Annotated in this window: 27 protein-coding genes; 19 read left to right on the top strand and 8 right to left on the bottom strand. The window is 65.9% G+C overall.

Annotation, left to right across the window (positions count from 1 at the left end):
* Positions 1-126: 126 nt before the first annotated feature.
* Complete coding sequence (locus tag F1C15_RS00950) at positions 127-1245, bottom strand: DUF3644 domain-containing protein (RefSeq protein WP_185232460.1); 1119 nt, start codon at positions 1243-1245, stop codon at positions 127-129.
* Positions 1246-1327: 82 nt separating this feature from the next.
* Positions 1328-1678, bottom strand: a complete 351-nt coding sequence (locus F1C15_RS00945; protein ID WP_043594596.1) for a metalloregulator ArsR/SmtB family transcription factor — start codon at positions 1676-1678, stop codon at positions 1328-1330.
* Between the two features lie 85 nt (positions 1679-1763).
* On the opposite strand from F1C15_RS00945, the gene arsB reads away from it, so the two are divergent.
* From arsB to F1C15_RS00920, 5 genes are read left to right on the top strand one after another with little or no spacing between them, the layout of a single operon-like run.
* Positions 1764-2849 (top strand): ACR3 family arsenite efflux transporter, encoded by a 1086-nt coding sequence (arsB, locus tag F1C15_RS00940; protein ID WP_185232458.1) that lies wholly within the window; start codon positions 1764-1766, stop codon positions 2847-2849.
* A gap of 23 nt (positions 2850-2872) precedes the next feature.
* Positions 2873-3283 (top strand): arsenate reductase ArsC, encoded by a 411-nt coding sequence (locus F1C15_RS00935; RefSeq protein WP_185232456.1) that lies wholly within the window; start codon positions 2873-2875, stop codon positions 3281-3283.
* Between the two features lie 24 nt (positions 3284-3307).
* Positions 3308-3979 (top strand): arsenate reductase ArsC, encoded by a 672-nt coding sequence (locus tag F1C15_RS00930; RefSeq protein WP_185232454.1) that lies wholly within the window; start codon positions 3308-3310, stop codon positions 3977-3979.
* Positions 3976-5319: an NAD(P)-binding domain-containing protein gene (locus F1C15_RS00925; RefSeq protein WP_185232452.1), complete on the top strand. Its 1344-nt coding sequence runs from the start codon at positions 3976-3978 to the stop codon at positions 5317-5319. Before F1C15_RS00930 ends, F1C15_RS00925 begins: the two co-directional genes overlap by 4 nt.
* A 17-nt stretch (positions 5320-5336) precedes the next feature.
* The gene (locus F1C15_RS00920) at positions 5337-5837 is read left to right on the top strand and encodes a GNAT family N-acetyltransferase (RefSeq protein WP_185233942.1); all 501 of its coding nucleotides are present in this window, start codon (positions 5337-5339) and stop codon (positions 5835-5837) included.
* Here F1C15_RS00920 and F1C15_RS00915 read toward each other — a convergent pair.
* Complete coding sequence (locus tag F1C15_RS00915) at positions 5827-6228, bottom strand: MerR family transcriptional regulator (RefSeq protein ID WP_185232450.1); 402 nt, start codon at positions 6226-6228, stop codon at positions 5827-5829. The genes F1C15_RS00920 and F1C15_RS00915 overlap by 11 nt on opposite strands.
* A 95-nt stretch (positions 6229-6323) precedes the next feature.
* Here F1C15_RS00915 and F1C15_RS00910 point away from each other — a divergent pair, with 95 nt between their 5' ends.
* Entirely contained in the window at positions 6324-7298 is a 975-nt protein-coding gene (locus F1C15_RS00910) for an arsenic resistance protein (protein ID WP_185232448.1), read from the top strand.
* Here the strand turns inward: F1C15_RS00910 and F1C15_RS00905 are convergent.
* Positions 7281-7688, bottom strand: a complete 408-nt coding sequence (locus F1C15_RS00905) for a low molecular weight phosphatase family protein (RefSeq protein ID WP_185232446.1) — start codon at positions 7686-7688, stop codon at positions 7281-7283. The genes F1C15_RS00910 and F1C15_RS00905 overlap by 18 nt on opposite strands.
* A 91-nt stretch (positions 7689-7779) precedes the next feature.
* Between F1C15_RS00905 and F1C15_RS00900 the strand changes: the two genes are divergently transcribed.
* Together F1C15_RS00900 and F1C15_RS00895 are read left to right on the top strand one after the other, a co-directional pair.
* Positions 7780-8133: a helix-turn-helix transcriptional regulator gene (locus F1C15_RS00900; RefSeq protein ID WP_185232444.1), complete on the top strand. Its 354-nt coding sequence runs from the start codon at positions 7780-7782 to the stop codon at positions 8131-8133.
* A complete protein-coding gene (locus F1C15_RS00895) occupies positions 8130-8810 on the top strand; it encodes a cation diffusion facilitator family transporter (protein WP_185232443.1) in 681 nt (226 codons plus the stop codon). The genes F1C15_RS00900 and F1C15_RS00895 overlap by 4 nt, the downstream gene beginning before the upstream one ends.
* 8 nt (positions 8811-8818) lie before the next feature.
* On the opposite strand, the gene F1C15_RS00890 is transcribed toward F1C15_RS00895, so the two are convergent.
* The gene (locus F1C15_RS00890) at positions 8819-9739 is read right to left on the bottom strand and encodes a cation diffusion facilitator family transporter (protein ID WP_185232442.1); all 921 of its coding nucleotides are present in this window, start codon (positions 9737-9739) and stop codon (positions 8819-8821) included.
* 1 nt (position 9740) lies between these two features.
* Positions 9741-10097, bottom strand: a complete 357-nt coding sequence (locus F1C15_RS00885) for a metalloregulator ArsR/SmtB family transcription factor (RefSeq protein WP_185233940.1) — start codon at positions 10095-10097, stop codon at positions 9741-9743.
* Positions 10098-10754: 657 nt separating this feature from the next.
* On the opposite strand from F1C15_RS00885, the gene F1C15_RS00880 reads away from it, so the two are divergent.
* From F1C15_RS00880 to lnt, 11 genes are all read left to right on the top strand, one after another.
* Complete coding sequence (locus tag F1C15_RS00880) at positions 10755-12008, top strand: peptidoglycan DD-metalloendopeptidase family protein (protein WP_185232441.1); 1254 nt, start codon at positions 10755-10757, stop codon at positions 12006-12008.
* Positions 12009-12010: 2 nt separating this feature from the next.
* Positions 12011-12685 (top strand): thioredoxin domain-containing protein, encoded by a 675-nt coding sequence (locus F1C15_RS00875; protein WP_185232440.1) that lies wholly within the window; start codon positions 12011-12013, stop codon positions 12683-12685.
* A gap of 91 nt (positions 12686-12776) precedes the next feature.
* Positions 12777-13016 carry a hypothetical protein gene (locus tag F1C15_RS00870; protein ID WP_185232439.1) on the top strand — a complete coding sequence of 80 codons (240 nt, stop codon included), beginning with the start codon at positions 12777-12779 and terminating at the stop codon, positions 13014-13016.
* A gap of 147 nt (positions 13017-13163) precedes the next feature.
* Positions 13164-13682, top strand: a complete 519-nt coding sequence (locus F1C15_RS00865) for a copper resistance CopC family protein (RefSeq protein ID WP_255465384.1) — start codon at positions 13164-13166, stop codon at positions 13680-13682.
* Between the two features lie 86 nt (positions 13683-13768).
* A complete protein-coding gene (locus F1C15_RS00860) occupies positions 13769-15604 on the top strand; it encodes a cytochrome c oxidase assembly protein (RefSeq protein ID WP_185232437.1) in 1836 nt (611 codons plus the stop codon).
* Positions 15601-16203 (top strand): TlpA disulfide reductase family protein, encoded by a 603-nt coding sequence (locus tag F1C15_RS00855; protein ID WP_185232435.1) that lies wholly within the window; start codon positions 15601-15603, stop codon positions 16201-16203. Before F1C15_RS00860 ends, F1C15_RS00855 begins: the two co-directional genes overlap by 4 nt.
* Complete coding sequence (locus F1C15_RS00850) at positions 16200-16937, top strand: cytochrome c biogenesis CcdA family protein (RefSeq protein WP_185232433.1); 738 nt, start codon at positions 16200-16202, stop codon at positions 16935-16937. Before F1C15_RS00855 ends, F1C15_RS00850 begins: the two co-directional genes overlap by 4 nt.
* Before the next feature lie 14 nt (positions 16938-16951).
* Positions 16952-17416 (top strand): DUF3093 domain-containing protein, encoded by a 465-nt coding sequence (locus F1C15_RS00845; protein WP_185232431.1) that lies wholly within the window; start codon positions 16952-16954, stop codon positions 17414-17416.
* Position 17417: 1 nt separating this feature from the next.
* Positions 17418-18365, top strand: coding sequence for a cytochrome c oxidase assembly protein (locus F1C15_RS00840; protein WP_185232429.1), 948 nt, complete (start codon positions 17418-17420; stop codon positions 18363-18365).
* Between the two features lie 68 nt (positions 18366-18433).
* Positions 18434-18634, top strand: a complete 201-nt coding sequence (locus tag F1C15_RS00835; RefSeq protein ID WP_185232427.1) for a hypothetical protein — start codon at positions 18434-18436, stop codon at positions 18632-18634.
* On the top strand, positions 18631-20196 hold the full coding sequence (lnt, locus tag F1C15_RS00830; protein WP_185232425.1) for an apolipoprotein N-acyltransferase: 1566 nt from the start codon (positions 18631-18633) through the stop codon (positions 20194-20196). Before F1C15_RS00835 ends, lnt begins: the two co-directional genes overlap by 4 nt.
* An 80-nt stretch (positions 20197-20276) precedes the next feature.
* Here the strand turns inward: lnt and F1C15_RS00825 are convergent, their stop codons facing one another.
* Both F1C15_RS00825 and F1C15_RS00820 read right to left on the bottom strand, forming a co-directional pair.
* Positions 20277-20960 carry a DUF4396 domain-containing protein gene (locus F1C15_RS00825; protein ID WP_185232423.1) on the bottom strand — a complete coding sequence of 228 codons (684 nt, stop codon included), beginning with the start codon at positions 20958-20960 and terminating at the stop codon, positions 20277-20279.
* A 201-nt stretch (positions 20961-21161) separates the two neighbouring features.
* Entirely contained in the window at positions 21162-21740 is a 579-nt protein-coding gene (locus tag F1C15_RS00820; protein ID WP_185232421.1) for a DUF305 domain-containing protein, read from the bottom strand.
* Positions 21741-22056 lie beyond the last annotated feature (316 nt).

The following is a 22056-nucleotide window of genomic DNA, read 5'->3' as shown; positions in this document are numbered from 1 at the left end:
CGGCGGCACCGCGAACGGGTGGGTCGGGATCGGCCGGCGCAGAATTTTTGCCGCCGTTTCTCCTGCTCCCCGAACGCCCACGGCGGAAGAATATGGGGCCCCTCCGTCATTCCTCTGCTGCTGATCTCAGGAGACAGGAGCGGCTGGCACGGGCGCAGGGGAAGGGGAAGGGGAAGGGGAAGGGGCGGAGGCCGGCATCTCCCCATCATCGTCAGCCACAGGGGCGCGCCACGCCCGCACCATGTCGTACTCGGCAGCGTTGGACAGGTGCCGGACGAGGTATTCAACCCAAGCCGACGTGTAGCTGTACTGCTTGAACGTGGCGTTGTAGACGCAAAACTGGGGTTTGGTTTGAGCAGGATCGCTGGCACCAGGAGCCGGTCGCACACCAAACGCCTTCCAGGCTTGGGAGTGCATGTAGCTGTTGAACTCCGCGTCGAGCCGCTCCGCTACTTGCTCCACTACCTCGCTGGCCTTGTAGCGATCGAGGTCCTCGACCGGGACGTGCTTCTCTCGGATGATGGTCCGCACTTGCTCCACGGACGCTCGCTGTTCGTCCGTCAGGTTTTCCTCGCGAATGAACGTCATCGACGCGTCAGCTTCACTCTTAGGACCAGTGTGGGAAATGAGGTAGACGCGGAAGTCGAAGCGCTGATCTGCGCTGAGGCCGGGATCGAGGCTTGCGTCGAAGTCCTGCACCCAATCAAGGACTCCCTTCGGCACCTGTGCTCTCACCAACTTGACCGCCTCAGCCGCGTCTCCGGTAATCGTGGAAACGAACAGGGGAAAGCGAAGCTCTGATCCAAGCGCCTCGGCCTGGCCAAACCACTCGACGAGTGTCTGCTCATAGTTGATGAGAAGGGCTTGCGTTCGGCCCGCGACAAGGGCCGCGATTTTAGCTTCATGCCGGTGCTCGATCTGGTTGCGGAGCCCCAGAAAGAAGACGATGTTGCTCCGTCGCGGGTCAGTCTCGACAAGCTGTTCTGCGAGCAAAGTCCGCAGAGGCTTGTACAAGTAGCCACCCTCGGGGTGCTTCTTTCGCCAGCCGCGTTCATCCTTGACGATCAAATCCCCGCCGGCCTGCTCAGTCCGTGCCTGAAGGAGCTTCATCCAACCCAAATTCATGTGGACGATGAAGGCCTCTAGCTGTCGTTCATTGCCGGACCGGTTGTAGAGGTCAACGGCCAACAACACCTCAGCCTTTGAGGATTGGAGGGTGTGCCACCATCGACGCCGCGCTGCCATGGAAGTGAGCCTATGTCGTCGTTCTGCGTGCCCCGGGCGTCCGTCAGACGATCAGCTACCGGACGCGCGGGGCTTTAAGGACCTACGCGGTGACGAGGAGCTTCCCGAGAGAGTCGAGGGCCCCGGGGACCAGGGCGTAGTACGCCCAGATCCCGCGCTTGTCGCGAGTAAGGATGCCGGCGTCGACGAGCACCTTCAAGTGGTGCGAGACAGTGGGCTGGCTGAGCCCAAGGGGTTCGGTGAGGTCGCAAACGCACGCCTCAGCCCCGTCGTGCGCGGCGACCATCGAGATAAGCCGAAGCCTTGCCGGGTCAGCGATCGCTTTCAGGCTGCGGGCCAGCTTCTCGGCGTTCTCCGCGTCCATCGCCTCACGGGCCAGCGGTGCGCAGCACGCGGTCACGTCCGTGAGGGGCAGGAGTTCGGCAACAGGCATGTGAACACTCTTCCACACAGATTGACAGCCGTCGATGGGTTGGGGCAGGCTCAATACATCGACACTCATCGATCTACGGAGCTGCATGACGACCACCACCACCGCGCCTGCCCGGCTCGGGACCGCTGACCGCTTCCTCCCCGTGTGGATTCTCGCCGCCATGGGTGCGGGGCTGCTGCTGGCGGTGTTCGTGCCGGCGTTCGGTGAGCTGCTGCACTCGTTCCAGGTGGGGCAGGTGAGCGTCCCGATCGCGGTCGGCCTGCTGGTGATGATGTACCCGGTGCTGGCAAAGGTCCGCTACTCCGACACCCGCGCCATATCCGGCGACCGTCGCCTCCTGGTGTCGTCGCTGGTGACGAACTGGGTCGTCGGGCCTGCCCTGATGTTCGCCCTGGCATGGGTGTTCCTGCCCGACCTGCCGGAGTACCGCACGGGCCTGATCATCGTGGGGCTCGCCCGGTGCATCGCCATGGTGCTGATCTGGAACGACCTCGCCTGCGGGGACCGGGAAGCGGCTGCGTTCCTCGTGGCGCTGAACTCGGTGTTCCAGGTCGTCGCGTTCGCCGGTCTCGGCTGGTTCTACCTCCAGATCCTCCCCGCCTGGCTAGGGCTGCCCGTCACGAGCGCGTCGTTCAGCATCTGGTCGATCACCCTCAGCGTCCTGGTGTTCCTCGGCATCCCCCTCCTCGCCGGCTACCTGTCCCGCCGCATCGGGGAATCGACCAGGGGGCGCACCTGGTACGAGACACGGTTCCTGCCGAAGATCGGCCCCTTCGCCCTCTACGGGCTGCTGTTCACGATCGTGATGCTGTTCGCCCTCCAAGGCCAGCAGGTCGTCGACCGGCCCCTCGACGTCGTCCGCATCGCCGTGCCGCTGCTTGTGTACTTCGCCGTCACGTTCCTCGTCGCGTTCTTCACAGGCCGGGCGATTGGCCTGGCTTATGAGCGGACGGCGACGCTGGCGTTCACGGCTGCGGGGAACAACTTCGAGCTGGCGATCGCGGTCGCGGTCGGCACGTTCGGGGCGACCTCCGGCCAGGCCCTCGCGGGGATCGTTGGCCCCCTGATCGAGGTCCCGGCGCTCGTGGCGCTGGTGTACCTGTCTCTGTGGCTCCGGCCACGCCTGTTCCCCTCCCCGACCCCGGCAGCGCGCGTCGCTGAACGAGTCTGACCCCCTACCCGAAGGAACCCGTCATGAGCACCAAGCCCACCGTCCTGTTCGTCTGCGTCCACAACGCCGGCCGCTCCCAGATGGCCGCCGGCTACATGCAGGCCCTCGCCGGCGACCGCGTCGACGTCCTCTCCGCCGGCAGTGAGCCCAAGGACCAGATCAACCCGATCGCGATCCAGGCCATGGCCGAGGAAGGCATCGACATCGCCGGGAACCAGCCCAAGGTCCTCACCTCCGAGGCCGTCCGGGACAGCGACGTCGTGATCACGATGGGCTGCGGCGACGCGTGCCCGATCTTCCCCGGCAAGCGCTACGAGGACTGGGAGCTGACCGACCCCGCCGGCCGCGGCATTGAGGACGTCCGCCCCATCCGCGACGACATCAAGGGCCGCATCCAGGCCCTCCTGGCCGAGATCGCACCCGCGACCGCCTAACCCTTGAGCTGTGAGGAGACGACGATGACGGACCTGACCACGAGGCGCGGCCTGCCGGGTCTTGCCTTCCCCGAGGACGCACTCAAGCGTGCCGCGGGCGACCTCGCCACCCGGTTCGAGGGCGTCTTCGGACCGGAGACGATCGAGCGGTACGTGCTCGAGTCCTACACGGCGCTCCTTCGCACAGCGCAAGTCCGAGCGCACCTGACCACCAACGCGACCCGGTTCGCCATCGACCGGCTGACCGCCCTCGGGCAGGCCACCGGGGCGATCGAGCGGACGGTGCCGGAGGTGCTGTTCGTCTGCGAGCAGAACGCCGGACGCTCCCAGATGGCAGCCGTGTTCACCAACGTCCTCTCCGGCGGTGCCGTCCACGTCCGCTCCGCCGGGTCCCTGCCCGCCCGGGACCTCCACCCCGTTGTCGCGGAAGCAATGAGGGAACTGGGCCTGGACCTCGACGAGGCGTTCCCCAAGCCGCTGACCGACGACGTCGTGCAGGCAGCCGACGTCGTGATCACGATGGGCTGTGGCGACGCGTGCCCGATCTACCCCAGCAAGATCTACCGCGACTGGCACCTCACCGACCCCGCAGGTCTCCCCCTCGAGAAGGTGCGCCTCATCCGTGACGACGTCCGGAAGCTCGTCGAATCGCTCCTGACCGAACTCGGCATCGAATCGAAGGGCCTCCCCGCATGAGCCTCACCCTCTCTGTCCCGCCCCGCACCGACGCCCCCACCCTCGCCGGCCTCCCCGTCGCCGTCATCGGCGCCGGCCCTGTCGGCCTCGCCGCTGCCGCGCAGCTCCTCGAACGCGGTGTCGACGTCGTGATCTACGAAGCCGGCCCGAGTGCCGCGACGGCAGTCCGCGCGTGGGGTCACACGCGCCTGTTCACCGCGTGGGAGCACCTCGTCGACCCGGCCGCCGCGCGCCTCCTCGACACCACCGACTGGGAGGCCCCGGCAGCGAAGAAGCTCCCCTACGGCTCAGACTTCGTCCGCGACTACCTCGAACCCCTTGCCGCCACCCCTGAGCTGTCGGGCCGCATCCGGTACGGGCACCGGGTCGCTGCGGTGTCCCGACAGGGCATGGACCGAACCCGCTCCACCGGACGGGCCGAAACGCCGTTCCTGCTGCGCCTCGACCACGACGGCGAGGTGCGCGACGAACTCGCCCGCGCCGTCATCGACACCTCCGGCACCTACACGACCCCCAACACCCTCAACTCCTCCGGGGTCGGCCTCTCTCACGGCGACGACGTCGCTGGCAGCATCAGCCACGCACTGCCCGACGTCCTCGGCCAGGACCGGGAACGGTTCGCCGGCCGGCACACGGTCGTCGTCGGCGCCGGCCACTCAGCCGCGAACACCCTCATCAAGCTCGCCACCCTCGCCAAAGATGCACCCGGGACGACGATCACGTGGGCGATTCGCAGCAGCACCCCCGCCCGGGTCTACGGGTCCGCAGCCGACCAGCTCGAAGGCCGCGGCGACCTCGGCGGCGCCGTCCGCGACCTCGTCCGTGCCGGCGCAATCGCCTTCGTCGACCGGTTCGAGGTCGACGACGTGACCAGGACCGCTGACGGCGTGCAGCTCGTCGGGCGTCGCCGCGGCGAGCCCCTGGCGGTCGCTGCGGACATCGTGGTGAATGCGACCGGGTTCCGCCCCGATCTCGACATGCTCCGTGAGGTCCGGGTGTCCCTGGACGAGATCGTCGAAGCACCCCGGCAGCTCGCACCACTGATCGACCCGAACCTGCACTCTTGCGGCACCGTCTACCCGCACGGGGTCGCAGAGCTCGGGCACCCAGAGCCGAACTTGTACATCGCCGGCATGAAGTCCTACGGCCGTGCCCCGACGTTCCTGCTCCTCACTGGCTACGAGCAGGTCCGCTCCATCGCGGACGAACTCGCCGGCAACCACGAAGCCGCCCGTCTGGTTCAGCTCGAACTCCCTGAGACGGGTGTCTGCTCGACGAACCTCCCGGACGCCTTCGGGTGCGCCGTTGACGGGCCGGCAGCAGGTGGGTGCTGCTCGTGAGCGTCGCCATCCGGGCGATGACTCCGGGCGACTGGCCTGCTGTCGAGCGGATCTATCAAGAGGGCATCGATACCGGTAACGCCACCTTCGAGACCCACACCCCCACCTGGGAGGCGTTCGATGCTGGCAAGCTCGCCGCGCACCGGTTCGTCGCCGTCGACGACACCACGGGCGCGGTCCTCGGCTGGGTGGCGGCGTCCGCCACGTCGGCCAGGCCGGCCTATGCCGGTGTCGTCGAGCACTCCGTCTACATCGCCGCCTCGGCCCAGGGACGAGGTATCGGGCGTGAACTGCTGAGTTCGTTCCTCGCCTCAGTCGATTCCGGGGGCATCTGGACCGTTCAGTCAACGATTTTCCCCGAGAACGGGGCGAGCTTGGCCCTCCATGACCGGGCGGGGTTTCGCCGGATCGGGACGCGGGAACGGATCGCACGCTCCGAAGCAGGCCCTTATGCCGGCGTGTGGCGCGACACCGTTCTGATCGAACGACGCTCACCCACCGACCCTCCTAGGCGCTGATGCGGAAGACGCACTCGGTCGAGCACCGCTCAGACCGGTCAGGGCACTCGGCCAGGTCGTGCTCGGCACGAGCAAGGCGCGACCGGAGCCGGTCGAGGCGAGCCTGCTTCTCCTCGATCTGACGCACCTGCTCGGCCAGGAGTGGGCGCAGCGCCTCCCGGACGTCGGTGCAGGACGTCGACTCCATGGCGCTGAGGTGCGCGCCGATCTGATCAAGAGGCAACCCGAGTTCCTTGCTGGCCTCGATCAGGTCGAGGCGGCTGAGCACGTCCGGGCTGTAGTCGCGGTACCCGTTGTGGGCCCTGGCAGGGGTCAAGAGCCCGATGGACTCGTAGTACCGGAGCGCCGTCGCGGAGACACCGCTGCGTTTACTGACCTCGGAGATTCGCACACCGCGACCCTAGAGTCGCCGCTGCCGCTTGACCTTCAAGCGGCTCGAACCTCTACGGTCACTGACGTGCCCTCTTCCCCCACACCTGTCCTACCGTGAACGCGGTCGTTTCCTGGCTCGAACACCGTCAGATCGGCCTCTACCTGGCGGCTATCCTGGTTGCCGGCGTCGTCGGCCTCACCGTGCCGGGAGCACATCATCTAGAGGCAACGATCGAGCCCGTGCTCGCGCTGCTGCTCTTCGCGACGTTCCTCGGCGTCCCGTTCGCCGCGATCGGGCAGTCCCTCCGAGACGGACGATTCCTCGCCGCGGTCGGCGTGCTGAACTTCGTCGTCGTCCCCCTCGTCGCGTACGGGCTGTCCCGGTTCGTCGCGGACGAGCCAGCGCTGCTGTTCGGGGTTCTGCTCGTGCTGCTGACCCCGTGCATCGACTACGTGATCGTGTTCGCCGGCCTTGCCGGCGGCGCATCAGAACGGCTCCTCGCTGCGGCACCGCTGCTGATGCTGGCGCAGATCCTCCTCCTGCCGCTGTACCTGCTTCTGTTCATCGGCCCCGAGGGCGTCGCCGTGGTCGAGGTCGGCCCCTTCGCCCGAGCTTTCCTTCTCCTGATCGTCATCCCGCTCACCGCGGCCGCCCTCGTGCAGGCCCTCGCCCGGCGACACCGATCCGGTGTCGTGATCGAGCGGACGATGCTGGGCTTGATGGTGCCGCTAATGATGGCGACCCTGTTCACCGTCGTGGCCTCGCAAGCCGGCGCCGTTGGAGACTCCCTGGGTCAGCTCCTCGTGCTGGCGCCGATCTACGCTGCGTTCCTCGTCGTCATGGCAGCGCTCGGCATCGGCGCCGGCCGCATCTTCCATCTCGACGCGCCAGCAACAAGGGCCCTGGTGTTCAGCGGTGCGACCAGGAACTCGCTCGTGGTCTTGCCGCTCGCACTCGCCCTGCCAGCGTCGCTGTCGCTCGCTCCGGTCGTCGTCGTCACCCAAACCCTCGTCGAACTCATCGGCATGGTGATCTTCGTCCGCCTCGTCCCAAGCCTCGTGCGGAACGATTCAGAGCCGGTTGCGTAGGTCTGCGACTCGCGAGCGAATGTCGTCTCGGACAAGGCGCATGCGCTCCATGCCTTCGATGCCCCGCTCGGAAGGTTCGTCTGTGATCCACGTCTCGAACCGGACTCCCGGAACCTCTTCAACTTTCGCCTCGGCACCGAGGGTCACGATGACGTCTGCCGTAGCGATCATGTCTGCGGTGAGGGCCTTCGGGTGCTCGTCGCCCATGTCGATGCCCAGCTCTTGAAGAGACTGGACGGATTGGGCGTTCAGGGCAGCCCCGGGCTTTGTGCCGGCAGAGAGCACGGTGACCTCGTCGCCCGCGAGGTCGCGCATTAGAGCTGCGGCCATTTGCGACTTGCCCCCGTTCTTCTGACAGACGAAAACGACAGAGGCCTGATGAGTGGTCATATGGCGAACCATACTGACGTCGAGAAACGAGTCACTCGTGTCCGTGTCTCGATCAGGCGCGTCACGTCAGCTCTGACTGTATAGTCAGCACATGCTGACTCTTTCCTCGCGTCTCGACGTCATGAACCGCCTCGGGCGGGCCATGGCCGATCCCACCCGATCGCGCATCCTGCTTCACCTCCTCAACCAGCCCGGCTACCCCAGCGCCCTGGCAGAGCAGCTCGACCTCACACGGTCCAACGTCTCCAACCACCTCTCGTGCCTCCGCGGCTGCGGCATCGTCGTCGCAGTCCCCGAGGGCCGGTCGACCCGCTACGAGATCGCTGACGCCCACCTCACACGGGCGCTCACCGCACTGGTCGACGTCGTGCTTGCCGTCGATGACGGAGAGCCCTGCACTGACGACAGCTGCGACGTCCCCCTCTGCTGCGGAACCGGCGCATGACCGCGGCCGCGCTTCCTGCCCTGCTCGCCCCGGCCCGCCGGCTCCTCCTGCAGCGCCGCATTCGGATCATCGTCGCCATCACGATCACCTACAACGTGATCGAGGCGATCGTGGCGATCGCCGCCGGCACGGTCGCCTCCTCGACCGCCCTGATCGGGTTCGGCCTGGACTCGATCGTGGAGGTGCTGTCGGCCGCCGCGATTGCGTGGCAGTTCGCGGCCCCCGACCCGGAGAAGCGGGAACGGGTCGCGCTGCGCGTCATCGCCATCTCGTTCTTCGGCCTGGCCGCCTACGTGTCCATCGACGCCGCGCTTGCACTCACTGGTATCCGCGAGCCCGATCACTCTCCCGTCGGCATCGTCCTCGCCGCAGTGAGCCTGGCGATCATGCCGTTTCTCAGTCTGGTGGAGCGGCGCACAGGCAAGGAGCTGGGCTCTGCGTCCGCCATCGCCGACTCCAAGCAGACCCTCATCTGCTCCTACCTCTCGGCGGCTGTCCTCCTGGGCCTTGTCCTCAACCTGGCGTTCGGGTGGGCCTGGGCCGACCCTGTGGCGGGGCTCGTCATCGTGGTCTTCGCCATCCGCGAGGGCCTCGAGGCGTGGCGCGGCGATGCTTGCAAGACACCGGTGTCTGCCCTGACGGGCGAGCGTGAGGTCGAGGCCTGCGACTGCTGCTGAGCTGCAGGTCAGACGTGGGTGTGGTGCTCGTGCTGGGCGTGTTGGGCGGGTTCGATTTGGAAGGTGGAGTGCTCGACCTTGATGGAGAAGTGTTCCGCAACGCACCTCTGTAGATCATCGAGGATCTGAGGCGCGTGTCCGTCCCGGAAGCAGGAGTCCTCGACAGTGACGTGCGCGCTGAGAATCGGCAGGCCCGTGGCGACAAGTGAGGCGTGAAGATCGTGGACCTCGGTGACGTGTGGGAGCTCGAGCATGTGCGCCCGGACGTCATCGAGGTCAAGGCCCGTGGGGGTCGACTCCATCAGCACCCCTGTGGTCTCGCGGAGGAGCTTGAGGGTGCGGGGGATGATCAAGATGGCGATGAGCATCCCGGCCAGGGCGTCCGCCTGACCCCACCCGGTGGTCATGATGATGACGGCGCTGACGATGACAGCGACTGAGCCGAGGGCGTCGTTGACGACCTCGAGGAACGCGGCCCGCATGTTCATGTTGGCTGAACGCCCGGCCGTGAGGACGGTGATCGAGACGATGTTCCCGACGAGTCCGATGATGCCGAAGATCAGCAGCTCAGAGGACGGGACGGCTGGGGGCTCGAATAGACGCCGGATGCCTTCCACGAGCGCGAAGAGGCCCACCGCGAGAAGGACGGTCGCTTGGGCTGTGGCGGCGAGAACTTCAGCTCGCTGAAACCCCCACGTCCGTTTCGACGTTGCCGCTCGTTTCATGAGCGTCGCAGCTAGGAGGGCCATGAACAGGCCTCCGGCGTCAGTAAGCATGTGGGCTGCGTCAACGAGGAGCGACAGGCTTCCCGTGATGATCGAGCCGATGACTTCGACGACGAGGATCGAGGTCGTGATGCTGAAGGCGATGGCGAGTCGCCGGCGGTGATCGGGGCCGGCTGCTGCGGCGTGGTCGTGGCCTGCGCCCATGTCAGTGTCCTTCGTGGTGGTGGTGGCGGTAGGAGGCGCCGACGGAATGCTCGGCTTGGAAGATGGCGTCTTGGACGAGCTTGCTGGCGTGGTCGTTGACGAGTCGGTAGAAGACACGGTTGCCGGCCTGCCGGGTGGAGACCATCCGGGCCATGCGGAGCTTGGCGAGGTGTTGGGACACGGCAGTGGGCGACTTATCGACAATGTCAGCCAGATGGTTCACGGAGAGCTCCTCGTCCCGGAGAGCAAGGATCATGCGGACACGGGTGGCGTCCGCGAGCATGGAGAAAACCTCAACGGCGAGCTCGACGAAAGCATCGTCGGGGTGCAGGTCCCCTTGCTGAGTATCTTCGTGCATGCGAAGATACTCACATGCAGGTGGTTTGATGTCTAGCGTCTTGGGGCGGTTCATCAGGCGGTCGGCCCGTGGGCTGATTACCCTGTGATCGCCCCTGACCGTTGGAGAGGAGACACGATGTTCCATCGCGCGTCTTCTTCTGCGGGTTCACGCTGGTCGGTCGGCATCTGGGCTTTGATGCTGTCGCTGACGGCAGCGACCCTGGCTGCAGTTCTCGGGATCCACTCCCTCGGCGATAACGCCCTATCGAGCGGTGTTCCCGCCACGTCTAGCGTCGCGCAGGTCGCTCAGGCTGATGAGCCCCAGAGCGTTCAGGGAGCAAGCCTGCCTCTCTCGGTTGGCGATGAAGCAGTCACGGGCTTGTCAGGAGCTGGCGGCGCGCTTGCCTGCACCCTTCTGGCACTGCTGTGCGTGGTCACGCTCGCCGTTACTCTCGTGCGAATGCGCGCTGCGGCGGCTCGGGCTCTTGATCCTCTTGCAGGACCGGCACCAGTGCCTCTGTGGGCTTCGGCGTGGTTGCGTCCTGACGGCGTGAGCTTGACCGTTCTGGGCATCTCCCGCATCTAGGCACACCCCGATCGCGACCTGCGCGTCGACGAGCGGTGGCGGCTTGCCACCACGTTCGGCGTGTTCCTTCGAGACCGAGGACACCCTTAGATGCTTCGCATTGTCAGGGTGACAGCACCGGCCCTTGTCGCCGTTCTCGCTGCCACCTTCCTTACTGCCGCACCCGCCCAGGCGGTGACGTACCCCACCTGGGATGACGTGATCGCCGCACGCTCCAATGAAGCGGCCACGGCCCAAAAGATCACCGAACTGACAGGTCTCCTCGAGGGCCTCCGGCAGCAATCTGCCGATCTGTCGGCCGCAGCTGAGGAGCGCGGGGTTGAGCTCCAAGAGGCCCAGGATGAGGCCGACGCATCGACAGAGGTACTTCGTGGTCTGACCGACGACGTCGAGCGCGCCGAGCAGGACGCTGCAGACGCCGAGCGGCAGATCGGGCAGTGGGCTGCGTCCCTCGCCCGGACCGGCGGCACCGATCTGACGACGAACATCGCCGTCTCCGGCGCCGGCTCAGAGGACCTCCTCTCCCGGCTGGGGACGGCGTCGCAACTGTCCCTGACCTCGAACCGAATGCTGGCTGATGCCACAGCCACGTCGAACACCGTCGGCAGCCTCCGAGACCAAGCTGAGGTCGCCACCACCGAACGCGACCGCCTCGCCGGCATCGCCCTCGCGGCTCGGGACGCCGCCATTGAAGCGGCAGCAGCCGCGCAAGCGGCAGTCCAAGAGCAGGAGACGCGAAGTTTCGAGCTCGAGGCGCAGTTGGCCGTGTTGAAGCAAGAGACCGCGACCGCGGAGCAGGGTTACGCCGAAGCGGAGGCTGCCCGGAAGAAAGCCGAGGCAGAGGCGGCAGCTCGAGCAGCCGCAGCACGGGCCGCAGCAGCGGCCGCGGCTGCATCTGCTTCGAGACCGGCTGCGCCCACTTCGTCAGCAGTCTCACCCGCGGGATGGACGATGCCGATCACGTCCTATTCGAGCTATCAGGCCTACGGCATGCGCATCCATCCGATCCTGCGCTACCCGAAACTGCACGCGGGCGCCGACTTCGGTGCCTCGTGCGGAAACGCGATCTATGCCGCCACCGCAGGAACGGTGACCTACGCCGGCGCGTACGGCGGCTACGGCAACCTCATCACCGTCACCTCAGCCGGAGGCGTGTCCACCAACTACGCCCACATGTACACCGCAGGAGTCCAAGTCTCCGTCGGCCAGCAAGTCGCCGCGGGACAGCAGATCGCCGTAGTCGGCAACGCCGGCCAGTCCACGGGCTGCCACCTGCACTTCGAGCTGCGCCAAGGCGGCGCAGCGACCGACCCCATCGCCTACCTCCGAACCAAGGGAGTCTGACCATGGTCAGAAAACAGTTCTTTGTCGCCGTCATCGCCCTTCTCGTCATCGCCGCCGTCGTGGTGGCGGTTGTGTTCTACAACGGGACCCGAACCGACACCGCCCAGCCGCTTGCTGCTGACCCGACGATCGCGCCCTCCAGCGCCGAAGTCATTCGTGAGGACACCCGCTACCTCGATCAGGTCGGCCCGGACGCCATCACGGTGGTGGAGTTCCTCGACTTCGAATGCGAGTCGTGCGCGGCGATGTACCCCTACGTGGAGCAGGTCCGGGAAAAGTACGCCGGCGAGATCAACGTCGCGGTGAGGTACTTCCCCATCCCGTCTCACCGGAACTCGGAGAACGCGGCAGTGGCGGTGGAGGCTGCCGCCGAACAGGGGCAGCTCGAGGCGATGTACGCCCGGATGTACGAGACCCAGACGGAGTGGGGCGAAAAGCAGGAATCGGAAGCGGCCCTGTTCCGCACGTTCGCGGAGGACCTGGGCCTCGACATGGCTTCCTTCGATAAGGCCGTGGCGGACCCCGCGACCTTGGAGCGGGTGGTGGCGGACAGAGCCGAAGGAACAGCCCTTGATGTCACGGGTACCCCGACGTTCTTCGTCGACGGACAGATGATCGAACTCACTGCCGTCGACGACCTCGACAAGGCCGTAGAAAGCGCGATCGCTGGTGGCTAGGAACCGCAAGCGCACCGGCCAGGCCCCCGCGCCGACGGCTACACCGCCCAACGTTCGATCCCTCGCGGTCCTCGGGTTGCTGTTGGCGTGCGTGACCGGGCCCGTCGGGTTCGTCATCAGCGTCGTGGCTTTCATCCGGTCCCGTCGCGCTGGTGACAAAAGCACCGTCGCCATTGTCGGGATGGTTGTCGGGCTTGCCACCACGGCCGCCTTCATCGGCGGAGTCCTCTACTTCCAAGCCGTCTTCGCCGGCCAGACCGGTGTCTGCGCCGAGCTCGGCCCCGGCGTCCACGACAGCGCATTCGGCACCTTCACCTGCCCCGAGAACTGAAAAACCATGACCCTCACCCCTCTGCACCGCCTGCTGCTCCCCCTCGCCCTCGTCACGCTCCTCGGAGCAGGGCTTGCTTTAACTGGCGCCCGGCCCGCTGCCGCCCACGACGCTCTCGCCCTGGCCGTTCCTGCCGCTGATGAGACTGTGACGAGCGAGCTCGCGGCTGTGACGTTGACCTTCTCCGAGACCCCCCTGGCGGAGTTCGCGAACGCGATCGCCCTGAATGTCACAGGGCCCACCGGGGCCTCCGTCACCACCGGCGACCCCACGGCGGACGGGACGACGTTGACGGTTCCCGTCGAGATCACCGAGCAGGGACAGCACACCGTCACCTGGCAGAGCGTCTCCAGCGACGGTCACACCATCTCCGGCACGTATGCCTTCTCCTATGCCGGCCCCCTGGCCGCACCGGAACCTGCGCCCACAGCGACCGTCCCCGCTGCAGTCGCTCCGTCGGCCGAGGCGACAGAGCCTGCATCATCGGCCCCGACGCACTCCCCGACCGAAGAACCCACAAGCAACGTCGTGCCCTGGATTGCAGGAGTGACGGCCTTCGTCGCTCTCATGCTGATTCCCCTGATCGTTGTCCGGGTTCTCCGAGCTCGACGCCGCCGGAGGGCCGAAGCGGCCGGGCCCGAGGACACTGAGGGCATCGAGGAGTGAGCGCACCGGCACGCCCACCAGGAACAGCAGGTCCGCCTCGATCCCGCGCCACGCTCATCGTGGCGGCTGTCGCCGCACTGGCAACCGTGGCCTTCGTCCTGACAGCTTCGAAGGCATCGGAGATCGTGCTGATCGTGGACCCCGGCGAGGTGGTCCGATCCGGCTACACCGTCAGCAAGACGGTCAGCAACAGTGCTGCGGCGATCACTCTTGGAACAGCGTTCCTTGCCGCGGTCGCTGTCCCTCGTCATGCGCCCTCGCAGCAGAGCTTGTTTCGGCTCCTCCGTGGCGCCGCGGCCCTGTGGGCGGTCTCGGGGCTCGCTGCCAGCATCTTCACCTTCGCCAATATCAGCGGAGTTCCCCTATCTGAGGCCGGAACGGCCGCCTTCTGGGCGCAGTTCGCGTTCTACAGCACCGGCATCGAACTCGGACGCGCGTGGACCATCACCATCGCCGCGGCAGCCCTGAGCGCCGTGTGGAGCACCCTCGCCCGCTCCGCCGGTCACGCCGCTGCCCTCACGACCCTCGGGGCCCTGGCACTAATTCCTCTCGCCCAGCAGGGGCACGCTGCAGGGTCGGCGTCCCACAACCTGGCCGTCGTGTCGATCCTGATGCACGTCCTGTTCGCCTCGATCTGGGTCGGCGGACTGGTGGCCCTGGTGTGGCTGAGACGCACGCTTCCCGGAGCGGAATTCCCGGCTGTCCTTCGTCGCTACTCCGCGATCGCGTTCGCGGCATTCATTGCGGTGGCCCTGTCCGGGCTTGTCAGCGCCAGCATCCGCCTCACCGACCCCGGCACACTCCTCACCACCTCATACGGGCTCATCGTGCTCGGCAAAATCACTGTGCTCGTGCTGATCGGTGCGCTCGGCGTCATCTACCGCCGGTGGCTGCTGCCGCAAGTGACCTCCGGCAGGACTCGGCTGTTTTGGGCTCTGGTCGGCGCTGAGGTGATCTTCATGGGGCTTGCGTCAGGCCTGGCTGGGGTCCTCGCCCGCACTGCGCCTCCCGGAGCTGAGCAGGAGATCTATGAAACCGGACCGGTGACGCCCGCGGAGTCCCTGACCGGGTCACCGTTCCCCGCGCCGCCGACATGGCGAACCCTGTTCGATGGACAACCCGATCCGTTCTGGCTGCTCCTCGTCATCTTCGCCGCCGCCTCGTACTGCCTCAGCGTGCGAACTCTTCGCAGTCGGGGACGCACATGGCCATGGCAGCGCACAGCAGCGTTCATGGCCGGGATCGTGCTGACGCTCTGGGTGACGTGTGGCCCCTTGTCCATCTACGCCACCTACTTCCTCAGCGCCTACACGATCACGATCGTCGCGCTGCTTCTCGCCGGTGCGTGCCTTGCCCAAGGGCGCCCCCTCCTCCTGGCCAGGGCAACATCTGCACCTCGAACCGACGGAACAAAGGGTGCCAGGGAGTGGGCCGGCGCCATTCTCACCGCCCCCACCCGTGTTGTGACGGGCAGCCCTCTCAGTGCTGGGCTGACAGTTCTGGTGGTCCTGGGCCTTGCCATGGCATCCGTGGGGATGAGGTGGGCCGTGACGGAGCCCCTCGGGCGTCTCGTCGTCCTTGCCGCGGTGCTGGTTACCGGAACGGTTCTGGGGCACACCGTCAGAGCAGCCGTCACCAAGCGGCGGCCGGCCGACGTCGTCCTGATCGGCATCATCACCGCCGTCGCTCTGGCCGGCGTCGCGCTGACGCTGTTGGGTCCGACTCTGATGCTCGACTGGTTCAAGACCATGAACCCCGGAGGCCACCCTGCCGCCGACGCCGATCAACGGCTCAGCAGCATCACCCTCTTCGCCAGCGCGGCCATCACCGCAGCTGTCGCACTCCTCGCCACTGCCCGCGCCCTCGCCCCCGGGGGCACAGCCGGGAGTACGCCCACCCACCCGAAGGACTCACCCGCATGAGACGTCCCCTACGCCCCCTCCTTGCCGCGGCCGTCGCCGTGGTGCTGGCCGTTACAACGGCCGGCTGCTCCTCGAGCGACTCCGTCGCTGACCAGTACGCAGACGGGTCCACCAAGAACTACATCGCCGGAGACGGCACAGTCGTTGAGATCCCGCCCGCCAACCGCGGGGAAGCCGTGACGTTTAGCAGCACCACGGAACTCGGTGAGCCATTGGAGTCCACGGACTACGACGGCGACGTGATGGTGGTCAACTTCTGGTACGCCGCGTGCCCTCCGTGCCGTGCCGAGGCCCCCGACCTTGAAGCCCTCCACCAGCAGTACAAAGACCAAGGGGTGTCCTTCATCGGGGTGAACGTCCGCGATCAAGCCAGCACCGCAGTGACATTCGCGGAAAAGTTCGGGGTCACCTACCCCTCCGCCATCGACATCACCGACAGCGCGATGCAGCTCGCCTTCGCCGGCCAAGTACCCCCGAACGCCGTCCCGACCACAATCGTCGTCGACAGGGAAGGACGAACCGCGGCCCGCGTCACCGGTCGAGCCGAGAAATCCATCCTGGAATCACTCATCACGACCGTCCTCGACGAGACACCGTGAACCTCGCTGACACCGTCTTCAGCGGGCAACTCCTCATCGCCATCCCGATCGCCGTGTTGGCCGGCCTGGTGTCCTTTGTCAGCCCGTGTGTGCTTCCGCTCGTCCCGGGGTACCTCGGCTACGTCGGAGGTCTCGCCGATCCCACCGCTCGAACGGGAAAACGGCGCCTCCTCATCGGAGTGGGCCTATTCGTCGCAGGCTTCGCCGCCGTGTTCATCGCTTACGGAGCTGTCTTCGGTGCGCTGAGCGTCTGGCTCATCCAGTGGCAAGGCCTTGTCACGCGGATCCTCGGAATCGTCGTGATCCTGATGGGGCTGGTGTTCATCGGGCAGGTCAGCTTCCTGCAACGCTCCTTGACTCCGAGGTGGCGTCCCGTGACAGGACTTGCTGGGGCGCCCTTGCTGGGTGTCGTCTTCGGGCTGGGCTGGACGCCCTGCTTCGGGCCAACCCTTGCCGCCATCTCGGCCCTCAGCCTCAGCAGCGGCTCCGCAGAACGCGGCGCCCTCCTCGGGCTCGCCTACTGCCTAGGTCTCGGGTTGCCATTCGTTCTCGTCGCCCTGGGTCTGTCTTGGGTGACTGGCTCCGTCGCGTTCGTCAAACGGCACATCCGCACCATCAACCTCGCCGGCGGCGCAGTCCTCATCGCCGTCGGTGCCGCCATGGCCACAGGTATCTGGACCGCACTCATCTACCAACTCCAAGGCCTCATCAACGGCTTCGTCCTTCCCCTCTGACCGACCAGGAGCTCATGACTTCCCTTCCTCTGCACCGCGAACGACTTACCCCCACCCCGGCCGTCTACATCGCGACGATCCTGGTGATCCCTGCCACCTTCCTGGTGTTCCTGCCCATCAATGTCGCCGCGGGCATCATCGTCGCCGCCGTGCTCTACCTCGGCTCTGTCGCCGCCTTCATCGGCACCTCGCCCGTCGTCCAGGTCACCCCTGACGGGTTCTTCGCCGGCGCCGCCCGCCTCACACCTGACGAGATCGGGACAGTCACCACCTACACCGGCGGGGACGCCACACAACAACGCGGGCCTCGCCTGGATGCTCGTGCGTGGACGCTGTTCCGGGGGTGGGTGCATCCCGTGGTGAAGATCGAGCTTCTCGACGAGACGGACCCGGCACCGTACTGGCTCGTGTCCACCCGGCACCCTGACGAACTCGCAGCAGCCCTGGCCACGGTGACCCGCTCGAAGGAGGGCGCCTGAGATGCCGGCACTTGACCTCGCCGTTCTGTTGGGCTGGGCCCAGGGGCCGGTGTCCCCTGTCGCGATCGGCGCCGCCCTGTTGGCAGCCGGCTACGTGCTCCTGTTTCGCCGGGCGCGACGCCGAGACCGGGCCCTTGCTCCTGGCCGGTGTGGCCCTGGGGTCGGGCGGGCGACGGTGTTCGTTCTGGGTTGCGTACTCATCGTTCTGGTCACGGCAACGGGGGTGCAGACGTACAGCCGGGAGCTGTTCTCGGCGTTCATGTTCCAGCAGCTGACGCTGCTGATGATCGTGCCGCCGCTGCTCATCCTCGGACGACCAGGAACGGTGCTGCTGCGGGGCCTGCGCCGGCACGGCGTAGGACTTATCGCACTTCGGGCAGCTGTCGGGGCGCTCCGATCGAGCTTCGCCCGTGCAGTCGTGAACCCGATCGCCGTGTTCCCTCTGCTGCTGGTTCCGCTGTTCGGGCTCTACCTGACCGGCGCCATCGACGCGCTCCTTGCCACGGAAACAGGACGAGCGGCCCTGCAAATCGGCTTCGTCGCTGTGGGGGTGGTGGTCATGGTGCCCCTGGTGTCCACAGACCCGCTGCCTCGACAGACGTCCTACGTCATTCGGGTCTTCGACGCGTTCCTCGAGATGCAGATTCACGCCGCGTTCGGCCTCACCCTGATCTTCAGCAGCGCCCCTCTCGTTGCAGCCTTCAGCTCCCCTTCACCCCGCCTTGGCATCGATGCCCTCCGCGATCAGCAGCTCGCCGGTGCCCTGGTGTGGACGTACGGGGAACTCCCCGTCGTGGTGATCCTCCTCGTCAGCCTCGCCCGCTGGCAGCGACAGGACACCCGAAAAGCCGCAAGAGCGGCGAGGCGTGCCGACGTCGAAGGCGACACCGAACTCGACGACTACAACGCCTACCTCAGGAACATCAACCATGGCGGCCGAAATGACTAGGACACGTCGACCACCGGCACGGGCCACAGGTCTCCCTCAGCCACCCGTCGCAACGAAGGACGCCACTCATGCCTGAATCGTTCTGGGGCTCAGCTATCTTCTCCGTTGTCCCGAGCCTGGTTGTGGGGCTCATCTTCTGGTTCGTCGTCCGGGCACTCGTGCGCGCGGACCGCAACGAACGGCAGGCCTACGCCGCAATCGACAAGGAAGAGCGCGAGCGGGCCGCCCACCAACGTGGCGAAGCGCCAGAAAACCTCGACGGCACATGAGGCCGCCAGCCGAGGTATCGACGGGTCCCGCGGTCATACCGCTGCCTGCTGCTCTTGCGGCCGCGGCAGCAGGTGGAGCCATTCTCGATGGCGCCTTTCCCGACAAGAACTGGTGGCCATTAGCCTTCCTGGGGATCGGCTTGATCCTGGCGGCCCTCCCCGGACGACGCGCAGGGGCAGCGTTCGCTGTCGGGCTTGTCGCGGGCGTTTCGTTCTACGGTTTCCACATTCAGTGGGTAGCGCTCTTCCTCGGGCCAGTCCCGATCGCAGCGCTAGTTCTCTTGCAGGCGTTGCTGTTCGCGGCGGGATGCACGGCAATCACCCTGGCGTATCGGTGGCTCCCCCAGCTGTGGCCAGGCCCGTGGGGATCCTGCCTCGGGGTCCCGGCCGTGGTGGCGGCAGTGTGGTGCGCGCGTGAGGCGGTGTCGAGCACTTGGCCGTACGGCGGGTTCTCCTGGGGCCGGGCCGCGATGTCACAATCCACCAGCCCTCTCCGAGAGTCCTTCGCGTGGCTCGGGATATCTGGTGTCGGGTTCGTCATGGTCCTCGTTGTCGCGATGATTTTGCAGATCGTCAGCACCAGAACACTTCGACACCCCAGCCGGTGGATTGCACCCGTGGCCGCCGCGACACTGCTCGTGGGTCTGCCGGCGTGGCCCGTCGCGCAGACAGGGACGATGCGGGTGGGCGCTGTACAAGGGAATGGCCCAGCGGGCTACTTCGACGACAGCGGCCCCGGCGACCTCACCCAGGCCCAGGTAGACGCCACCACGCCCCTTCTCGATGAACGTCTCGATGCTGTTCTCTGGCCCGAAGGCGCCACGGATCGAAGTCCCCTTACTGACGACGACACGGCGGCAACGTTTGACTCGATCGCTCGGGCGACGGCGGCGCCCCTCATCGGGTGGGCCATCACGGAACGGGACGGACGGACCTACAACACGGAGATCCAGTGGGAGCCAGGCCGTGGCCCTGTCGACTTCTACGACAAGAAGCACCCCGTCCCATTCGGTGAGTATGTCCCCGACCGCGCGTTCTGGCGATCCCTAGCACCTGACCTGGTTGACATGGTCGCTCGCGACTACACCCCAGGGACAACTGACCCCATCTTCGACATCTCCGGGGTCCCAGTGGGCATCAGCATTTGCTTCGACATCGTCGACGACGACGTACTCCGTCAGTCCATCACAGAAGGGGCCCAGGTGCTGTTCTCGTCGTCCAACAACGCCGACTTCGGGCGCTCCGACCAGAGCGCCCAACAGCTCGCCATCGCCAGGATTCGGGCCATCGAACTGGGGCGGAGTGTCGTCAACATCTCCACCGTCGGGCGCAGCGCGGTGATCGCTCCCGACGGGTCAATCTCGAAAGAGTTGCCGTGGCACGCTCCTGGCACCCTCATCGCTGACGTGCCGCTTGCAAACTCGGTAACACCCGCCGCACGCTGGGGTGGAGAAATCGAAACGGCTCTTGCCGTTCTGGGCTTTGGGTCACTTATCGGCGCGTTTCTCGTGCTCCATAGACCGCGCTTGACCTCGCGGAGCTGCCACAGAAACGTGCCCTAAACACACCAAGGTGTTTATCCGTGAGCAACGGTTGCGTTTCCTGTGACAGCTCCTGGTGGGCCGTCAGTTCCGTCCCGGAGTTATGAGGTGGCTGCCGCCCGTCGACGGAGGAGCGCTTTGACCATTGGGTAGGCGGTGACAAGTCCGAGGATCAAACCGACCTGCATGAGGAAAAAGAACCGGACGTCGGTCGGAGAAGGCATGAAGTTTCCGAAGTGCATGAAAAGCATCCATCCCCCCATTCCGATGTCGAATGCCAAAACGGTGAGGGTGGCGGTGATCACCATGACGCCGATGTTTCTCTTCCCGGCTCCTCCGGAAGCACTGGAGCTAGCGGCGTATTCGAAAACGAAGAGGAGGCCGATCGCTAGGGCGGCGATGACGATGATGAGCACCCAGAGGTTGGTGCCGGCAATGGTGAGGCCGCTAGCGACCACAAGTGGCACGCCAATGAAGTGACCGACAGTTGCTGCTGCTCCCCCAGGTGCGCTACCTGCAATCGTCTGTGCGGCCTCCTGGTCATCGCTCGGCCCTGAGTTCGGCCGCGCAGGGTTGGTCGTACCCCATCGGTTATAGGCCCAGATTGCAACTGGGCCCAAGAACAGAGCAGCTACCGGCCAGACGACGTTCATGGCTAGGTCTTGCTTTTGCTGGTGGCGCCCTCGGGTGATGATCTGCAGCAGCACAACGGCTGCGCTGATCACCCCGAGGCCAACGAAGAACCAGGAAACGGGTGTCACCCAGGCGGGGAAAAGAGGATCCATAGAGGACATGTCACCATTCATGACTAAAGGTCTTTCTGTAAGGGGGTGAGAATTAGGGGTGCCTCAAAGATCACGCGCCAAGGCACGGCCAAATGAGGGCTCCGTCAAACCGGAACAAGGTCAACGAACCGCTTCTCGGAGGCTCGTAAGCCACCTATGCGGTCGCAATGTGAGTCGCCTAGTGCGCCTTTTTTGCCGGCTTTAACGAGAGCTGAGGAGGGCATCCATCTGATCGATCTGCGCCGTCTGGGACTCGACGATGTTCTTCGCCATCTCGACTGCGTCGGGGTTCTCCCCGCCGTCGACTTCCTGCTGCGCCATGTCCACGGCGCCCTTGTGGTGCTCGGTCATCTGCTCCAGGAACAGCCGTGACGCCTCAGCGCCCTCGGCGTCGTCCAGGGCTGCCATGTCGGATTCGCTCATCATGCCGTCCATGGAGTCATCCATCGACGCGGAGGTGTCCTGACCCCAGTCATCTAGCCACGTGGTGAGCTGGTCGATCTCGGGGCCTTGCTCGTCCTTGATGGTTTCCGCCAAAGCAACAACGTCGGAGTCGACGCTGTCGCCCTTGGCAATGAACATGTCGCTCATCTCCACGGCCTGCTCGTGGTGGGGGAGCATCATCTGGGCGAAGGTGACGTCCTGGTCGTTAAAGACCGCTGACTCTGACGACGCAGAGCTGTCGGAGGAAGTGTTGCCGGCAGTGTCGGCGCAACCAGCCAGAGTGAGGGTGGCGACGAGCGCCGTGGCGCTGATGAGCAGAGTTTTGGTGCGGTTCATAGTTGTCCCTTGGGGTGAGAAAAGTGACGACGCGGTGACGCGATCGCGGGTCTCATGCGGGGAGCGATCCCCAAGGGTCGTTTAGATGCGGAGAATGTTCAGCTGTGTCAAGTCTGGTGTTAGACGTGGAAGCGTGAAGGACGGGGCAATCGGGCGTGTGTTGAGGGTCCTGGACAGGGTGAACAACGCACGTGTCTGACGTCGCCAGGTTGCTGACCAAGCGAACAGGACGAGGACCACGAGGCAGGCCATGCCCATGATTGCGCAGAGCATCGCGCAGTCGTCCTGCATCGCAGAGGAAGCGACGGGGACAGCT

The organism is Frigoribacterium sp. NBH87 (assembly GCF_014217665.1).
GTDB classification, from domain to species: domain Bacteria; phylum Actinomycetota; class Actinomycetes; order Actinomycetales; family Microbacteriaceae; genus Frigoribacterium; species Frigoribacterium endophyticum.
Note: the sequence above shows the minus strand (reverse complement) of the source record. Positions and strands in the feature narration are given on the sequence as shown.

Bases quoted from the DNA above. Each gene is read 5' to 3' on its own strand.
- F1C15_RS00890 (WP_185232442.1), bottom strand. From the start codon at position 9,739: ATGGGCGCAGGCCACGACCACGCCGCAGCAGCCGGCCCCGATCACCGC.
- F1C15_RS00950 (WP_185232460.1), bottom strand. From the start codon at position 1,245: ATGGCAGCGCGGCGTCGATGGTGGCACACCCTCCAATCCTCAAAGGCT.
- F1C15_RS00880 (WP_185232441.1), top strand. From the start codon at position 10,755: ATGCTTCGCATTGTCAGGGTGACAGCACCGGCCCTTGTCGCCGTTCTC.
- F1C15_RS00875 (WP_185232440.1), top strand. From the start codon at position 12,011: ATGGTCAGAAAACAGTTCTTTGTCGCCGTCATCGCCCTTCTCGTCATC.
- F1C15_RS00920 (WP_185233942.1), top strand. From the start codon at position 5,337: ATGACTCCGGGCGACTGGCCTGCTGTCGAGCGGATCTATCAAGAGGGC.
- F1C15_RS00845 (WP_185232431.1), top strand. From the start codon at position 16,952: ATGACTTCCCTTCCTCTGCACCGCGAACGACTTACCCCCACCCCGGCC.
- F1C15_RS00925 (WP_185232452.1), top strand. From the start codon at position 3,976: ATGAGCCTCACCCTCTCTGTCCCGCCCCGCACCGACGCCCCCACCCTC.
- F1C15_RS00895 (WP_185232443.1), top strand. From the start codon at position 8,130: ATGACCGCGGCCGCGCTTCCTGCCCTGCTCGCCCCGGCCCGCCGGCTC.
- arsB (WP_185232458.1), top strand. From the start codon at position 1,764: ATGACGACCACCACCACCGCGCCTGCCCGGCTCGGGACCGCTGACCGC.
- F1C15_RS00900 (WP_185232444.1), top strand. From the start codon at position 7,780: ATGCTGACTCTTTCCTCGCGTCTCGACGTCATGAACCGCCTCGGGCGG.
- F1C15_RS00820 (WP_185232421.1), bottom strand. From the start codon at position 21,740: ATGAACCGCACCAAAACTCTGCTCATCAGCGCCACGGCGCTCGTCGCC.
- F1C15_RS00855 (WP_185232435.1), top strand. From the start codon at position 15,601: ATGAGACGTCCCCTACGCCCCCTCCTTGCCGCGGCCGTCGCCGTGGTG.
- F1C15_RS00835 (WP_185232427.1), top strand. From the start codon at position 18,434: ATGCCTGAATCGTTCTGGGGCTCAGCTATCTTCTCCGTTGTCCCGAGC.
- F1C15_RS00885 (WP_185233940.1), bottom strand. From the start codon at position 10,097: ATGCACGAAGATACTCAGCAAGGGGACCTGCACCCCGACGATGCTTTC.
- F1C15_RS00905 (WP_185232446.1), bottom strand. From the start codon at position 7,688: ATGACCACTCATCAGGCCTCTGTCGTTTTCGTCTGTCAGAAGAACGGG.
- F1C15_RS00935 (WP_185232456.1), top strand. From the start codon at position 2,873: ATGAGCACCAAGCCCACCGTCCTGTTCGTCTGCGTCCACAACGCCGGC.
- F1C15_RS00840 (WP_185232429.1), top strand. From the start codon at position 17,418: ATGCCGGCACTTGACCTCGCCGTTCTGTTGGGCTGGGCCCAGGGGCCG.
- F1C15_RS00945 (WP_043594596.1), bottom strand. From the start codon at position 1,678: ATGCCTGTTGCCGAACTCCTGCCCCTCACGGACGTGACCGCGTGCTGC.
- F1C15_RS00825 (WP_185232423.1), bottom strand. From the start codon at position 20,960: ATGGATCCTCTTTTCCCCGCCTGGGTGACACCCGTTTCCTGGTTCTTC.
- F1C15_RS00930 (WP_185232454.1), top strand. From the start codon at position 3,308: ATGACGGACCTGACCACGAGGCGCGGCCTGCCGGGTCTTGCCTTCCCC.
- lnt (WP_185232425.1), top strand. From the start codon at position 18,631: ATGAGGCCGCCAGCCGAGGTATCGACGGGTCCCGCGGTCATACCGCTG.